The organism is Kribbella sindirgiensis, from assembly GCF_004331435.1.
Lineage (GTDB): Bacteria > Actinomycetota > Actinomycetes > Propionibacteriales > Kribbellaceae > Kribbella > Kribbella sindirgiensis.
The window spans coordinates 469,991-485,570 of record NZ_SJKA01000006.1 but is presented as its reverse complement, the minus strand read 5'-3'; the positions used below and the strand labels follow the sequence as shown (position 1 = coordinate 485,570).

General features: G+C 68.7%; 12 protein-coding genes. 5 read left to right on the top strand and 7 right to left on the bottom strand.

Annotated elements, in window-relative coordinates; translation table 11 throughout:
- Nucleotides 1-26: 26 nt before the first annotated feature.
- Together E0H50_RS20120 and lepA are read right to left on the bottom strand one after the other, a co-directional pair.
- Nucleotides 27-926 (bottom strand): aminoglycoside phosphotransferase family protein, encoded by a 900-nt coding sequence (locus tag E0H50_RS20120; RefSeq protein WP_131290703.1) that lies wholly within the window; start codon nt 924-926, stop codon nt 27-29.
- 13 nt (nt 927-939) lie between these two features.
- Nucleotides 940-2,829 (bottom strand): translation elongation factor 4, encoded by a 1,890-nt coding sequence (gene lepA / locus E0H50_RS20115; protein ID WP_202868225.1) that lies wholly within the window; start codon nt 2,827-2,829, stop codon nt 940-942.
- A 104-nt stretch (nt 2,830-2,933) separates the two neighbouring features.
- Between lepA and E0H50_RS20110 the strand changes: the two genes are divergently transcribed.
- From E0H50_RS20110 to E0H50_RS20100, 3 genes are read left to right on the top strand one after another with little or no spacing between them, the layout of a single operon-like run.
- The gene (locus E0H50_RS20110; protein WP_131290700.1) at nt 2,934-3,839 is read left to right on the top strand and encodes a protein kinase family protein; all 906 of its coding nucleotides are present in this window, start codon (nt 2,934-2,936) and stop codon (nt 3,837-3,839) included.
- A gap of 33 nt (nt 3,840-3,872) precedes the next feature.
- Nucleotides 3,873-4,382, top strand: a complete 510-nt coding sequence (locus tag E0H50_RS20105; RefSeq protein ID WP_131290697.1) for a SigE family RNA polymerase sigma factor — start codon at nt 3,873-3,875, stop codon at nt 4,380-4,382.
- Entirely contained in the window at nt 4,379-5,491 is a 1,113-nt protein-coding gene (locus tag E0H50_RS20100) for a hypothetical protein (RefSeq protein ID WP_131290694.1), read from the top strand. The genes E0H50_RS20105 and E0H50_RS20100 overlap by 4 nt, the downstream gene beginning before the upstream one ends.
- A gap of 47 nt (nt 5,492-5,538) precedes the next feature.
- Here E0H50_RS20100 and E0H50_RS20095 read toward each other — a convergent pair whose 3' ends face one another.
- On the bottom strand, nt 5,539-8,535 hold the full coding sequence (locus E0H50_RS20095) for a S8 family serine peptidase (protein WP_131290692.1): 2,997 nt from the start codon (nt 8,533-8,535) through the stop codon (nt 5,539-5,541).
- 81 nt (nt 8,536-8,616) lie between these two features.
- Complete coding sequence (locus E0H50_RS20090) at nt 8,617-9,543, bottom strand: DUF2207 domain-containing protein (protein ID WP_131290689.1); 927 nt, start codon at nt 9,541-9,543, stop codon at nt 8,617-8,619.
- A gap of 182 nt (nt 9,544-9,725) precedes the next feature.
- On the opposite strand from E0H50_RS20090, the gene rpsT reads away from it, so the two are divergent.
- Nucleotides 9,726-9,986, top strand: coding sequence for a 30S ribosomal protein S20 (gene rpsT / locus E0H50_RS20085; protein WP_131290686.1), 261 nt, complete (start codon nt 9,726-9,728; stop codon nt 9,984-9,986).
- Between the two features lie 96 nt (nt 9,987-10,082).
- Here the strand turns inward: rpsT and holA are convergent, their stop codons facing one another.
- Nucleotides 10,083-11,042 carry a DNA polymerase III subunit delta gene (gene holA, locus E0H50_RS20080; RefSeq protein ID WP_238151089.1) on the bottom strand — a complete coding sequence of 320 codons (960 nt, stop codon included), beginning with the start codon at nt 11,040-11,042 and terminating at the stop codon, nt 10,083-10,085.
- A 109-nt stretch (nt 11,043-11,151) separates the two neighbouring features.
- Between holA and E0H50_RS20075 the strand changes: the two genes are divergently transcribed.
- Nucleotides 11,152-11,757 (top strand): isochorismatase family protein, encoded by a 606-nt coding sequence (locus tag E0H50_RS20075; RefSeq protein WP_131290681.1) that lies wholly within the window; start codon nt 11,152-11,154, stop codon nt 11,755-11,757.
- Here the strand turns inward: E0H50_RS20075 and E0H50_RS20070 are convergent.
- Complete coding sequence (locus E0H50_RS20070) at nt 11,747-14,467, bottom strand: ComEC/Rec2 family competence protein (RefSeq protein WP_238151088.1); 2,721 nt, start codon at nt 14,465-14,467, stop codon at nt 11,747-11,749. The two genes, E0H50_RS20075 and E0H50_RS20070, sit on opposite strands and share 11 nt — an antisense overlap.
- Nucleotides 14,454-15,248, bottom strand: a complete 795-nt coding sequence (locus E0H50_RS20065; protein ID WP_131290678.1) for a ComEA family DNA-binding protein — start codon at nt 15,246-15,248, stop codon at nt 14,454-14,456. Before E0H50_RS20065 ends, E0H50_RS20070 begins: the two co-directional genes overlap by 14 nt.
- Nucleotides 15,249-15,580 lie beyond the last annotated feature (332 nt).

Below are 15,580 nucleotides of genomic sequence, written 5' to 3'. Positions count from 1 at the left end.
TTCAATCGGATGTCTGCTAGCTCACGTCAGTCCTGGATGGCTTTGACGATGGTGATGTTGCGAGTCAGCCAGTCCTGGGGCAGGGAGTCGTCGGTGCCGGCGGACTCCAGGGTCCAGAGCACGTTGAGCATCTGGCGGACGATCACCCAGTTGCGGGCCCGGTCCTCGTCGAAGCCGGCGGCGTCGATCGTGGTCCAGAACCGCTGCCGGACCGCGAACCGTACGTCGTTCACCTCGTCCCAGCGGTTCCAGATCAGCGGCGCGACCTCGAAATGCGGATCGCCGGAGAACGGCTTCGGGTCGATCACCAGCCACGGTTCACGGTCCGCGGCGAGCATGTTCTCGTAGTGCAGGTCGGTGTGGATCAGCCGGCCGTCGGTCGCGGGATCGGTGATGAAGTCCTCGGCCAGCGAGATCGCCTGCTCGACGTACCGGTGCGGCACCGGCGCCGACGCGGGCAGTTGCCGGAACCGCTCCGCCCAGCGCTTCAGCTCCCCCGACAGCGTCCGGAACTGCGGTCCCGCGGGCACATGCAGCCGCTTGTAGGTGCCGCCAACGAGCTCGCAGGCGTCCAATACGTCGATCGTGGTCAGGTCCCGCGGTTCGAGGCGCTCGAGCAGCAGCGCGAACCGGCGCGGGTCCGCGCGCAGCAGCTGGACGGCACTGTTGCCGGCCCAGGCCCGCAGCGCCAGGTGCTCGGTCTCCGCCTCCCAGTGCGGGAACTGCACCTTCAGCACGGCCCGCTGCCCCTGCGCGAGCACCGGTACGACGATCGCGCAGTTCCCGTACGCCGCCGTACCGTCGACGCGCAGGTCCCACTCGTCGAGCAGGTCCCGCAGCAGCCGCGGCAGCCGATCGAGCCAGTCGGCCCAGTCCTGCCCGCGCGAGGCGACGACGAGCAGACCGTCAGGAATCTGGACCGGCACTAGGGGCAGGCTCTCACTTCTTGCCGGCCTTCTCTCCGGTGTCGGACGTGCGGAGGGCGGCGATGAAGGCCTCCTGCGGGACCTCGACGCGGCCGACCATCTTCATCCGCTTCTTGCCTTCCTTCTGCTTCTCGAGCAGCTTGCGCTTCCGGGTGATGTCACCGCCGTAGCACTTCGCGAGCACGTCCTTGCGCATCGCGCGGATCGACTCGCGGGCGATGATCCGGGACCCGATCGCGGCCTGGATCGGCACCTCGAACTGCTGCCTCGGGATCAGTTCCTTCAGCTTGCCGGCCAGCGCGACGCCGTACGAGTACGCGTTGTCGCGGTGCACGATCGCCGAGAACGCGTCGACCGTCTCGCCCTGCAGCAGGATGTCGACCTTGACCAGCGCCGCCGCCTGCTCACCGGTCGGCTCGTAGTCGAGGGACGCGTAGCCCTTGGTCTTGGACTTCAGCTGGTCGAAGAAGTCGAAGACGATCTCGGCCAGCGGCAGGGTGTAGCGGAGCTCGACGCGGTCCTCGGACAGGTAGTCCATGCCGCCGAGGCTGCCGCGCTTGGTCTGGCACAGCTCCATGATGACGCCGATGTAGTCCTTCGGACTCAGGATCGTCGCCTTCACCACCGGCTCGTAGATGTCGGCGATCTTGCCCTCGGGGAACTCGCTCGGGTTGGTGACGACGAACTCCTTGCCGTCCTCCATTTCCACCCGGTAGACCACGTTCGGCGCGGTCGAGATCAGCGCCAGGTCGAACTCGCGCTCGAGCCGCTCGCGGACGATCTCCATGTGCAGCAGCCCGAGGAAGCCGCACCGGAACCCGAACCCGAGCGCCCCCGACGTCTCCGGCTCGTACTGCAGGGCGGCGTCGTTCAGCTGCAGGCGTTCCAGCGCGTCACGCAGCGTCGGGTAGTCGTCGCCGTCGATCGGGAACAGACCGGAGTACACCATCGGCTGCGGGTGCTTGTAGCCGCCGAGCGGATCGGTCGCGCCGCGGACGGCCGCGGTGACGGTGTCACCGACCCGGGACTGCCGGACGTCCTTCACCCCGGTGATCAGGTAACCGACCTCACCCACACCGATACTCGGCGTCTTCACCGGCTCCGGCGAGATCACGCCGACCTCGAGCATCTCGTGCACCGCGCCGGTCGACATCATCTTGATCCGGTCCCGGTGCGTCAGCTCGCCGTCGACCACCCGGACGTAGGTGACGACGCCTCGGTAGGTGTCGTAGACCGAGTCGAAGATCAGCGCCCGCGGCGGAGCGTCCTTCACGCCCTTCGGCGGCTCCACCTGCGCGACGATCTCGCTGAGCAGCTCCTCGACGCCCTCACCGGTCTTCGCGGACACCTTGAGCACGTCCGACGGGTCGCACCCGATGATGTGCGCGAGCTCCGCGGCGTACTTCTCCGGCTGGGCGCTCGGCAGGTCGATCTTGTTCAGCACCGGGATGATGTGCAGGTCGGCGTTCAGCGCGAGGTACAGGTTGGCCAGCGTCTGCGCCTCGATCCCCTGCGCGGCGTCGACCAGCAGAACGGCGCCTTCACACGCCTCGAGCGACCGCGAGACCTCGTATGTGAAGTCGACGTGACCGGGTGTGTCGATCATGTTCAGGATGTACGTCGTACCGTCCGGGGCCAGCAGGCCGCCCGGGGACTCCGGGCCGGGCGTGAACGGGAGCCGGACCGCCTGCGACTTGATCGTGATGCCGCGCTCGCGCTCGATGTCCATCCGGTCCAGGTACTGGGCCCGCATCGAGCGGTCGTCGACCACTCCGGTGATCTGCAGCATCCGATCGGCCAGCGTCGACTTGCCGTGGTCGATGTGGGCGATGATGCAGAAGTTCCGGATCAGCGACGGGTCGGTGCGACCCGGCTGCGGCACTTTCGTGGGGCCAACGGGCACGGAGGGGATCCAGTTCTAGTCTCGGAGGTATATCCGGTCAATCATCCCATGGCGGTCCAGCAGATTCGAAAATCAGTGGATCACGCCCGCTAGCGTGGTGACGCATGGCGCATGCTGCTGGGGTTCGGTTGCCGTTCGAGAAGCTGCCCGCCGCGGTGCGGGCCTGGGTGGAGCGCTCGCTCGGGTCAGTCGTGGTGTCCGCGGCCACCCAGCAGGGCGGCTTCTCCCCCGGCGTGGCCGCCCGCCTCGTGACCGCCTCCGGCCGCCGGGCGTTCCTGAAGGCGGTCGGTACAGAGCTCAACCCGAAAACACCGGAGCTGTTCCGGCTGGAGATCACCGCGATGCAGGGGATCGGCACGGTCCCGATGGCACCGGTCCTGTACGACGTGTACGACGACGGCGACTGGGTCGGGATGCTCTTCGAGGACATCGACGGCCGGATGCCCGCGCATCCGTGGGAACAGGCTGACGCCGACAGGGTGCTGGGCGCGCTGGAGGAGCTGACCGACGCGCTGGACCCGTCACCGTGGCCGGACGCACCTCTCGTCGCCGAGCGCAGCCACGACTTCTTGAGCCGGTGGGACCTGGTGCTGCGGGACGGTCTCGCCGTCCCTGACTGGATCGAAGGGCGGGTGGAGGAGCTCGCGGAGCTGGCGCGGTCCGGGGTGCGGGCACTTGCTGAGGGCAAGGCGCTGGCGCACTACGACCTGCGCGCGGACAACATCATCCTGACCGACGACCGCGTGGTGTTCATCGACTGGGCACACCCGGGCCTCGCGCCTCGCTGGGTGGACACGGTGATCCTGCACGCGGAGATGCGCACTTCGGTGACGCTGCCCGAGCTACCGGACGACGAGGCGATCACGGGGTTCGTCGCGGCGGTCGGAGGTGGGCTGTGGTGGGGTTCGGCGCAGCCGGCACCATCCGGTATCCCGACGGTGCGGCCGTGGCAGCGGGAGAGCGCTCTGATGCATCTGGACTGGGTGCGGGAACGGACGCAGCGTTCCTGAGGGTCGGGCGTCTCTAACGGTGTGACGAATCAAATGGTGAGCATCGGACGCCCGGCGCCTGCTCAGGCGGCCGTGTCGGCGCTTTACCAGCAGCACTGGGCCGGACTGGTCCGGCTGGCGGTGCTGATGGTCGACGACCGGCAGGCGGCGGAAGACGTCGTACAGGAGGCTTTTGCCGAGCTGTACCGGCGCTGGCCGTTACGGGGGCCCGATGCGGCCCTGGCGTACCTGCGTACGGCGGTGCTGAACCGCAGCCGGTCTGTACTGCGACGGCGTAAGGTCGCGCGGCTGTACATCCCACCGCACGAGGCGCCGAACGCCTCCGCCGAGAGTGCCGCCGTACTGAGCGAGGAACGGACCCAGGTACAGCGGGCTCTCCAGGGACTGCCGCGGCGGATGCGCGAGGTCCTCGTCCTGCGCTACTACCTCGATCTCCCCTTCGCCGAGATCGCCCAGCTTCTCGGGATCAGCGAGTCCTCCGCCCGCGCCACGTCGTCGCGCGGTCTCGCCGTCCTGACCGAACGCCTCGAGGAACTCCGATGACCGACACCGAAACGCGCCTCCGCGACTACCTGCACGCCCAGGCCGCCACCGTCCCCGACAACGCCCAGGGCCCGGGCCTCGAGCCACCCGAACGCCGCCGCAACTGGCCGGTCCTCGCGGCCGCCGCAGCCATCGTCGTGGTCGTCGTACTGGCAGCATCCCTGCTGAGCCGAGGCGACCGACCCGACCCGGCGCGGCGCCCGGCCCCACCCGTGTCCGGAGCGGCACCCCAGGTCCCGTACACCGTGTACGAGGAGAACTCGCTCCACGACGGCAAGCAGAAAGTGCGCATTCCGAAGGGGGTCGACGGCTTCTTCTTCGGGCGGGCCGGCGGTGGCTGGCTGGGCCAGCAGATGCCCGGGGCCGGCCGGTTCCGCCCCGGCATCCTGCTGCCGAACGGCACCTTCCGGACGCTCGGCCCGGACCGGTCGGGCTTTCAGGTCCTGTCCCCGGATCGCAAGCAGGTGGCGATGTTCCACTACCTGTCCAACACTCGCGGCCAGGTGATCGTCGTCGACATCCAGTCCGGGAAGCAGGTCGCCCAACTGCCCGCCGCCGCCGGGTCGCCGGAGCTCCTCGGCTGGAACCAGGACGGCCTGTGGATGAACCGAGGAAAGGCCGGACTGGTCGTCTGGCAGCCGGCATCCGGTCGGCAGCGGCCGGTGTCCGTTGACGGCTTCGACGGCAGCGCGGCGATTCCACCGGCGGCCGGGACCATCGTGGTGTCTGCCAAGGTCGACGGGAAACCATGCCTCAAGGCCGGAGCACTGCGAGACGACGGCTTCAAGGTACTGCGGGAGTACTGCGCGGAAGGGCAGGCGCACCTCTACCCAGTGCTGTCACCCGACGGCCGGACCATGATCCAGAGCGAGCGGGCGGAGGCCATCGACATCAACACCGGTCAGGTCACCAAGCTGCAACTGAAGGACCGCATGACGGACACCCTGCCGCTGCCGGTATTCGAGAACGGCACCCAACTGCTGACGCTCACCGAGACGATCGGGGACGGTGGCGTCATCCACAACCAACTGTTCCGCTGTGACGTCACGTCGGGCGAGTGCAAGCTGCTGGTCGAGAAGGCCGACGGCTGGACGATCCACGAGCCGTAAACAGGCAACGAGGGCGGCCCCGGTGTGGGGCCGCCCTCGTCGCTGTTTCAGCTGTCTACGCGGACGATGGTGGAGCCGGAGCCGTCGGCTCCGTCGGTGAAGTGCAGCTGGCCGAGGTACCTGGTGCCCGCGGTCAGACCGGTCCAGCTGGCCGTCACACTCGCCTGACCGGCGACCGTGACCGGTTGGCTGGCCGGTGTGACGGTCAGGTTGCCTTCAGCCTTCTGCAGCTCCCAGTGGTCGAGTTTGACCACCTGCTCGTTCGCTCCGGCGTACAGGTCGACGTACACGTCCACCTGACCACCTGCGGGCTGGGAGAGGTTCACCTCTTCCTCAGCCGAGCCACCGGTGCTGCTACCGAGCAGAGTCGCCGTACCTGCCTTGTAGGCGAACACGTCCAGATCAGTGCCGGCCGGGTAGTCCGCGTCGAACGTGGAGAACCTCGCGTACGTCGTACCCGCCGGGACGTTCACGGTGAACTTCGCGACGTGGTCGTTGACCTTCGGCGCGGTCGTCGGGAACGACACGCCACCCGGGTTCTTCAGCGCGGCCTCGCCGACCGTGGCCGGGTTCAGGCCCACCGCGGTGGTCTCGAGCGATCCGGCGTACCCGGCCGTGACCGGAACCTGCACGGACCCGGCGGTGCCGGTCCCGTTGACCTGGACCGGCGCCTTGACCGTCAGCGGCTTGACCGCCAGCGTGCTCGCGACCGTGTGGTTCACCGACTTCCAGACCAGTCGCCCGAACGAGTACTGCTCGAGTGGGGCGCCGTCGTTCTCGATCGTGACCTTGTACGTCGTACTGCGGCCCGGGAGCGTGACCAGGATCCGCGGTGTCACGGTCACCTTCAGGCCCTTGAGGCCCTCGACCTTCGGGAAGTAGACCTCCGGGACCTGGCCGACGTTCGTCACGGTCCGGGTCACGGTCTGCTTGCCGGCCAGGTCACCGATCGCGATCGTCGGGTAGTTCAGGTCGCTGAGGTCGATCTTGCCGTTCGCGCACAGCTCGTGCGTGCTCGGCACCTGCCCGGAGCCGCAGATGAACTTCGTCCAGTCGGTGTACGTCGAGTCGTAGACCAGACCCGGGTCCATCCCGAGCTTCGGCCGCACCTGGCCCGCGCCGTACCCGAACGGGGTCGCCTGCGAGCCGGAGTCGTTCTGGATCGGCTTGCCGCTCGCGTCCTTGTCGGTGGCGGTCGTCATCAGCGCCGACTTGATCGCCATCGGGGACCAGGTCGGGTGCTTGCTCTTCAGCACGGCCGCGATCCCCGCGATGTGCGGCGTCGACATCGACGTACCGCTCATGAACGCGTACTCACCACCGGCCGCGCTGAACGCGGTCGTCGCGGCCAGCACGTTGGTGCCCGGCGCCATGATGTCCGGCTTCAGCAGGTCGCCGTTACCGGCCGGGGACGGACCGCGGCTGGAGGAGGCCGCCACCTTCGGGGCGTTGACCTTCACCGGCGTTCCGGCGCCGATGGTGGCCGTCGGGTTCGCGGTACCGCTCACGTACGCCTTGACCGCCGGCGTGGCCTTGTCGTCGAGGTGGACCGTCGGGACCGTGTGCAGGTCGGCGTCCAGCGTGCCCGGGACGATGTTGAGCAAGATCATGCCGACACCGCCGGCGGCCTTCACCTGCGCGCTCTTGTCGACCCGGGCGTTCACGCCACGGTCGCAGACCACGATCTTGCCGGTGGCCTTCGCCGGGTCGAGCGTGCCCGCCTGACAGAGGGCGAGGTTCGCCGGGTCCGCGTTCGGCAGACCCGCGTCCTTGGCCAGCACCACCGGCGTCGCCGGCGTACCGGAACCGATGCCCGCACCGGTGTAGGACTTGCCGTCGCCGAGCGTCACCGTGGTCTGGATGTCGCGGTCATGGGTGCCGTTGGCAACCGACGTGACCCAGGGGTACGTCTTGCCGACGGTCGCCTCGCCCGGACCGGTGTTCCCGGCGCTGGTCGCGACGAACACGCCCGCCTTGGCCGCCCGCAGGAACGCGAGCCCGGTGGCGTTCACGTACGTCGATCCGCTGCCGGAGATCGAGTAGTTGATCACGTCGACGCCGTCGGAGACCGCCGCGTCGATCGCGGCCACGATGTCGGCGTCCGTACCGCTGCCGCCGCCGGTCGCGTCGACCGCCCACAGCGCCTTGTAGATCGCGAGCCGGGCGTGCGGCGCCATACCGGAGGCCTTGCCGTAGTCGCGGCCCATGACCTTCATGTCGACGCCGTAGTTGCCGGCCGCGGTGCTGGCGGTGTGGGTGCCGTGGCCGCCGTAGTCACGCGGCGACTTGAACTCGTCCGGGATCGGGCGGGTACCGATGCCCTTGTCGAAGTACCGCGCGCCGATCACCTTGTTGTTGCAGGTGACGGGCGCCTCCTCGCCGGCCTGGCAGGTGCCCTTCCACTTCTTCGCGACGATCGCGTCGGAAGTCTTCGTGGTCTTCAGCGGCGCGAAGCTCGCCCGCTCAGGGACGTACCCGGAGTCGATCACGCCGATGATCACGCCGTCGCCGGCCTTGTCGATCCCACCCGCCTGCTGCCAGGCGCCGCCCTTGCCGGACAGGCCGAGGAAGCGCGGGGTGTCGACGGTGTCGGCGTGCTGGATCTCGCTCGGCTCGACGCTCTTCACCCCCGACGACTTGGCCAGCTTGACCGCGTCGTCGTACGGCATCTCGGCGGAGAACCCGGCGTACGTGTAGCTGTAGTCGTAGAGCTTCTTGACGCCCGGGACCTTGCTCAGGACCTGGTCGCGTTCGCCGGCGAGGTGCTTCACGTAGTCGACGACCGGCGCCGCGGTCTTCAGCAGCTTGCCGCCCGGCACCACCTTGGTGGCGGCGAGGCCGGCGATGTCACCGGCGTACTCGGCGACCGGGGAGTCGTCGAGCTGAACGATGTACGAACCGGTCTCGGAGCGCTTGACCTCCGGATCGGCGGCCGGGCTCGGGGCCGGCTGGCTGGCGCTCGCGGCGTTCACCAGCACGGGTACGCCGGCACAGGCGGCGATCAGTGCGGTGGCCACGACGATCGCCGGGCGTTTGCGGGTCACGCAGTTCCTCCAGGCTTGGACGGAGCGATGGCGGAGCCCTTGGCTCGCGGGCCCCGAGTATGCCGTCAGGGGTGCCCGCTGTCACGCACGCGGACGGAGGTGCAAGGGAAAACCCCTGATCAGGCAACTAGCCACCACACCGACGAGGGCCAGGAACAGGACCACGCCGACGGCGATGAGCAGGATCTTGAGCTTGAGACTGAGCGGCGAACCGTCGTACTCCGCACCGCCGTCGGTGATGCCGGCTGCCGGTACGGCGACCTTGACTGTCATCCCAGCGGGAACGCGGCCCGGGGTGAAGACCGTCGGCTCTCCTTTGGTTGCGCAGGGCGTCTGTTTGTCCTCGGTGTACGCAGTGCAGGACGCGGTGGTGACCTTCGTCGGTGCGACCACCCGGACCTCATGCAGGGGCACTTGTGGATAGTCGACCCACGAGTTCTCAGCCGCCCGGACCGGGTCGGGCCAGTTGAGTTCATACCCGTCAGCTGTCTTGTCCAGCGCGCCGTGAACGCGGTACCGCAGCACATAGCTCACCCGATGCCCCGCCGGCCGGTTGTCCTCCCCGAGTTGGATGAGCAGATCGGACAGCCGGCTGTCCCAGCCGTCGTTGCCGGTCCCGGACATCGGCGGCAGGGCCGGATCCAGCACCTTCGTCCGCACCGGCACCGGTGCGCCGGAGCGATCCGTGGCGGTGACGTCGGTCACCTTCCAGACCCGATCCTTGCCCCGCTCGGAGACCTGCTGGTCGATCGGCCCCTCAGCGGGCCGACGGAGGTGAACGATCCGGTCGAGCGGCAGTCCAGACCTGTTGTACTCGTAGTCGATCGTCTCGGTGACGTCCACAGCACCGTCCGCACGGATCTCGTACTGCGCTGTCACCTGCGCATCCTCCGTACGCCCGGGATAGAACGGCTCACCGCCGTCGCGCACCAGCGGGACGGCGACCCCGCCCACCGCGAGAGCTAGCGCTGCTAGCGCCACGATCCGCATCACTCTGCCGTCGACCACGGACAGTAGTCTGGCGGTTCGCGGTTTCACTTCGCTTTCAGCCGTGCTGACGCCGGGTCCCGGTTTGGCTGGAGGTGCCGCTTGTTGGTAATCTGTTCCTTCGCGTGCCCACGGGTGGTGTACAGCCGTGCGCGCAACACCATCCTGTATTGACCGCACACACCTGATCGAGGCTCTGCTCCGTGGCGAACATCAAGTCCCAGATCAAGCGCAACCGCCAGAACGAGGCTGCGCGACTTCGCAACAAGTCGGTGAAGTCGACCCTCAAGACGGCTGTTCGCCGCTTCCACGAGGCCGTCGAGGCCGGCGAGGCCGAGAAGGCCAACGACACCGCCCGCAAGGCCGGTCGCCTGCTCGACAAGGCCGTCAGCAAGGGCGTCATCCACGCCAACCAGGCGGCGAACCGCAAGTCGGCCATCTTCAAGAAGGCCGCCTCCCTCTAACACCAGGGCCGCGTCCCGAACGCGCCCCGCCAACGATCGGCCCGGTCCCAACCGGCCGATCGTTTTTGCGTACCCGAACCAGCCTCAAGCGGGCGGTCAGCGGCGGCCGTGGGCTCGGGTGATGGTGAGGACCATGCGTTCGAGGGCGTAGCCGGCATCGCCGGAGGCGCCCTTGACGTCTGCGTCGGCCTGGGCGACCGCCTTGATCGCGGTCGCGAGACCACCCGGAGTCCAGCTGCGCGACTGCTGCTTGAGCTGCTTGAGCTTCCACGGCGGTACGCCGACCTCGCGCGCCAGGTCCGCCTCCCGCATCCCACTCGGCGCGCTCGCGTACTTCGCCAGCCCCCGCAACCCGCCCGCCATCGCGCTCGTCACCAGCACCGGCGCCACCCCACAGTCCAACGCCCACCGGAGCTGCTCCAGCGCCGGCTCCGTCCGGCCGGCGATCGCCGCATCGGCAACCGCGAAGCTCGTGACCTCCGCACGCCCACCGAAGTACTGCCCGATCAGCTGCGTAGTCACCGCCTGACCACCAGAGTCCGACACCAACTGCGAACACGCCCCCGCCAGCGCCCGCAGATCGTGCCCGACCGCGTCCACCAGCGCCGACGCCGCACCTTCGTCGACCGTCCCACCGTGCAACCGGATCTCCCCGGCCACGAACTGCGGAAGCTCCCAAGCCTTCGGCGCCGTCGCGACAACCTCAGTGACCGATGCCTTCCGCAACTTGTCGAGGACGCCCTTCCCCTTCTGCCCACCGGAGTGCACGAACACGGCGAGTACGTCGTCCGACGACGACCCGGCGTACTCGATCAGATGCGGCGCCATCTCACTCGGCAGGTTCTCCAACCCGCGCAGCACCAGCACCCGCTCGGTCGCGAACAACGACGGCCCGGTCAGCTCCGCGAACACCCCGACGTCCAGCGTCGACGCCTCGAGATCCGTCACCTCCACTGGGCTGTCACCCCCGGCCGAAGCGTTCTTCGACACCGCCGCGATCGCCGACCGCACGGCCCGATCCGCCAGGAACGACTCGCTCCCGGTCACGAGAAGCACATCACCCAGCTTCGGCGCAGAACCTTTACGAGCAGCCACCCCGTCAGCATCCCACGCCCTCCCGACAATCCCCGTGCACCCCCACACCAAACCAGCAAGGATGACCCCCATGCCCCCACCCGACGCAACGACCTCCTCCGACGCGACGCATTTGCCTGGCGCGCTGAGCTCGCCTGTCGATGCCTTGGTTCTTGTGGATCTGCAGACTGCGTTCGTCTCCGGTCCGGGTGCTGTGCCCGGCGCCGCTGCCCTCCTGGATCGGGTGAGCGACCTGCTGGACCGAGCCCGGGCCGCCGGCGCGCTCGTCGTACACCTGCAGAACGACGGTCCGCCCGGCGCGGACGACGAGCCCGAAACGCCCGGTTGGGAGCTGTACCTTCCGCTCAAGCCAGGACCCCGTGAGCACGTGATCCGCAAGCCACGCGACGACGGCTTCGACGCGACGCCACTCGGGGAGATCCTGGTATCGGCCGGCGTACGTTCGCTCGCCATCTGCGGCGTCATGTCGGAGATGTGCGTACACGCAACGTCCAAGACCGCCCTCGCCCGCGGCTACCGAGTAGTCCTCCCGTACGACGCCCACGCCACGTACGACGTACCCGCCGTCCCCGGCGTAGCGGACAAAATCCCAGCCCACGTCGTCTCGCGGGTCGCCGCATGGTCCCTGGGCGACCAACCAGAAAACACCACCCCAACCTCCGCCGTCACCTTCTAGCTGCCTCCTGTAGCTGTGGGTGTGTGGTGAGAGCGAGGTGGTTGTTGGTGTTGGTGACTGTGAGGGGGCCGCTGACGTTGGTGGTGGCGGTTCGGGTCGCGTTGTGGGACAGGAGGTCCAGGGTTCTCGGCGCCGGGTGGCCGTAGTCGTTGTCGCGCCCGGCTGAGATGAGCGCCAACCGCGCGTTCGCAGCAGCGATGAACCCAGGGTCCTGCTGAGCTGAACCGTGATGCGGGACCTTCAACACATCCGCCCGCAGGTCGACTCCCGTCGCCACGACAGCGCGCTGTGATTCCGGCTCCAAGTCACCGGTGAGGAGGATCCGAAGGCCGTCGAGCTCGACCATCATCGCGATGCTGGCGTTGTTCTCCGGCGACCCTTCATCCGTCGACGTCGCCGAGGACGTACCCGGCGCGGGCAACGCCGGCACCTTCGCCGGCCACAGGGTCGTCCAACTCACCTTCCCCACGACCCGCTGCTCGTGGAACGCGACAGTACGCACAACCACCCCGTGCCGCGACGCCAGATCAACCACGCGATCGTATTCGGCCCGCGGCGAGAAGTACGGCGTCACCTCGATCTCGTCCACCCGCCGATCGTTCAGTACGCCGGCCAGCCCGCCGACATGATCCGCATGGAAGTGACTCAGCACGACAACCGGGATGTACTCGATGTCGAGGTCCTTCAGACACCGATCCATCGCCGCCGGATCCGGCCCGGTGTCGACGACAACCGCCGTACGATCACCCGCCCGCAACACCAACCCGTCGCCCTGTCCGACATCGCAGACGACGAACAACCAGTCGTCCGGCGGCCAGCCGAGCGATCCGACGGGACGCAGTACGACGACCGCGAGCAGGATCACCGCCAGGATCATCGCGATCGGGCGAGCCAGGATGCGGTGCAAACCCAGCACGAGGGCCAGGCAGAGCACCATCAGTACGACGATCCCGACCACGGTCGCGGGCCACGCGTTGGCGGCGCCCGGGAGATCCGCGCCTTCGCGAGCAACCAGGATGATCCAGCGAGCAGGCCATCCGGCAGCCCAGCCGACAACTTGCGCCAACTCGCTGCTGATCAGAGCCACACCGGCCGCGACGAAACCGAGAATCGTGGCGGGGCCGACCATTGGTCCCGCCAACAGGTTCGCGGCGACGGCGATCAGCGACACCTCACCCGACAGCCACGCGACGACCGGCGTACAGGCAAGCTGCGCCGCGAGCGGGCACGAGATCGCGTCGGCCAGCCAGCCAGGCATCCACCTCGCCAACGCATCCCGCCACCCTGGTCCGAGCAGGATGATGCCGGCGGTCGCAAGCACCGACAGCGCGAACCCGGCCGAGCGCGCGAGCGACGTCTCCAGCAGCAGCAACACGATCACAGCGACCGACAGACTACGCACGGCGCGGCGCCGCCCTCCCCCACTGGTCAGAGCCGCCAAGGCGATCAGCCCCATCGCGGCCGCCCGAAGGACGCTCGGCTGCGGTCTGGCCAGCACGACGAACACGACCACTGTCAACAACCCGACCACGGTCAGCCCACGCGCCCGTACGCCGACCAGCCGCGCCAGCGGGAGGAGGAACGCGAGTAGGAGCGTCAGGTTCGTCCCTGACACGGCGGACAGGTGGGTCAGGCCCGTGGTTTGGAAGTCCGCGTTGAGGTCCGCTGATACGCCGGAGACGTCGCCCATCACTAGTGCCGGGACCAGGCCGCGGACGTCCTCGGGCTCACTTGCTACTGCTTCTCGCAGTCCTGCCCGGACCTGCTCAGCCGCACGCAGCCACCACGGTGGTTGATCTACAGTCCGCGGCGGCGACCTCGTCGAGAGCATCGCGGCCACCTCGGCGCCGCCTTCTACTTGCTCGAGCCTTCCGCTCGCGTCGACATGCTGGCCGTATCTCACGTGCTCCCATTTCGCGGTGCCTACGACCAGCACCGGCGTACGTATCCGCTGCCGGATCGCGTGGACCGAGCCGGCGCCGCTGCGGATCTCCTCGATGGTCGCTCTCACCACGACGTACGGCGGCCGTCTGCTCGTGGTGCTCTGCCGGAGCGACGGATCCCCGTCGATCTTGAGCCGAACGGTGACTGTCGCCGAACGGGTCGCGAGCTCCTGCACGGGTCCCGCGCGGAGGGCCGCGGTGTGCAGCCCGGCGGCGATCGCCAGCCCGCCCACGACAACCAACGAACCAACGATCGCCCAACCAGCCGCTGTACGAGCCAGCCAACGTGTCGCCCATCGACGCACCGAGCCGGTCGCCGGATCAGTTGCCTGCCCGACCGCGGGATAAGCCCACGGGGCCGTCACCCGAGCCGTCGCGGGACCCGTCGCCGGATCAGTTGCCGGGTCGGTTGCCGGGTCGGTTGCCGGGGTTCCGGTTGAGGGGGTGCGGCTCGTGCGCCGGAGGGTCATCCCGAGTGTCGCGGCGAGTGCCAGCGCGCATGCGGCGACGATTCCGCCGACGACCGGCGGCTGGCCGACCAGCACCGCCGTTGCCAGCCAGCCCGCAGCCGCCGGGATGAGCAGCCGCGCATCGAGCTGCTCATGCTCGGTCGCCTCCACGGTGGTCGGGTCAACAGCCTCAGCGGGTGCAGGCTCGGCGGACTCTGCGGGTGTGGGCTCGGCGGACTCTGCGGGTGTGGGCTCGGTGGCTTCATCGGGTGTGGGGGTCGGTTTGGGCGGGTGGTTGGTGGGGTCAGGTGCGGACATGGGGTTTTAGGGAGTCGAACTTCTTGGGGCCTACGCCGGGGACCTCCTGGAGTTGGTCGATGGTGGTGAAGGGGCCGTTCTGGGTGCGGTAGTCGAGGATTCGTTGGGCTAGGACTGGGCCTACGCCTGGGAGGGCGTCGAGTTGGTCGAGGGTGGCGGTGTTGAGGTTGACGGGGGCGGTGGGGGCTGAGGACGGGCTGGGACCGGCGGTTGCCGATGGTTGGGTCGGGGGTGGGGGTTGGGTGGTTGCGCCGACGATGATTTGTTCGCCGTCGGTTACTTGGCGGGCGAGGTTCAGGGTGGTGAGGTCTACGCCTCGGAGTGGGCCGCCGGCGAGGGTGAGTACGTCGGCCACGCGGGAGCCGGCTGGGGCCCGGATCAGGCCGGGGCGGCGTACCTTTCCTGCGACGTGGACCACGACCGGCGGCGGATTCGAGGAGGTTCCGTCGCCGGGGGGCTGGGTGGCGCCTGAGGTTGGGTTTGGGCCTGAGGCTTGGTTCGTGGCGGGTGGCTGGTTGGTGGCGGACGGGTTGGCGGCTGGTTGGGTTTGGGCTGGGCCGGGATTGGGTGTTGGGCGGATTACCGCGGAGCCTGTGGTTGTGGTGGATGGGCGGGTGTCGGGGAGGGGTTCGGGGCGGGCTTTGAGGAAGGTCCAGGCGGCCCAGGTCAGGCCGAGGACGAGGAGTACGGCCAGGACGGCGATGTGGCGTGGGGTGAGGGTCCAGCGGGCGTCGCGTAGTCGGTCGGGTTGGGGTTGTTCGGGGGTCCATCCGCCTCGCACCTCATCACGCTCCTCCGGATATTCGTCTGGTGGCTGTCGTCCGCTTGGCGGGTCGCCGCTGGGGTGTACGTCGCGGTCGGTCGTGCCGGGCGCCCAGGGCGCGGCGCGCGGGCTGCGCGGGTCGCGCGTTTGAGTGGTCCGATCGGCGGAGGTTCGCTCGGCGGAGGTTTGCTCGGTGGAGGTTTGCTCGGTGGCAGTTGTTGGAGCGGCAGGCGGCTGGTTGGTGGCGGGCGCCGGGGCGGCGGAGGGCTGACTGGTGACGGGGCGGTTGGGGTGGGTTTGGGTGGTGGGTGGGGTGTGAAGGTGGGTGGTGGTTGGGTGCGGGGGGCGGG

Bases quoted from the DNA above. Each gene is read 5' to 3' on its own strand.
- E0H50_RS20105 (WP_131290697.1), top strand. From the start codon at position 3,873: ATGGTGAGCATCGGACGCCCGGCGCCTGCTCAGGCGGCCGTGTCGGCG.
- E0H50_RS20100 (WP_131290694.1), top strand. From the start codon at position 4,379: ATGACCGACACCGAAACGCGCCTCCGCGACTACCTGCACGCCCAGGCC.
- E0H50_RS20075 (WP_131290681.1), top strand. From the start codon at position 11,152: ATGCCCCCACCCGACGCAACGACCTCCTCCGACGCGACGCATTTGCCT.
- E0H50_RS20110 (WP_131290700.1), top strand. From the start codon at position 2,934: ATGGCGCATGCTGCTGGGGTTCGGTTGCCGTTCGAGAAGCTGCCCGCC.
- E0H50_RS20070 (WP_238151088.1), bottom strand. From the start codon at position 14,467: ATGTCCGCACCTGACCCCACCAACCACCCGCCCAAACCGACCCCCACA.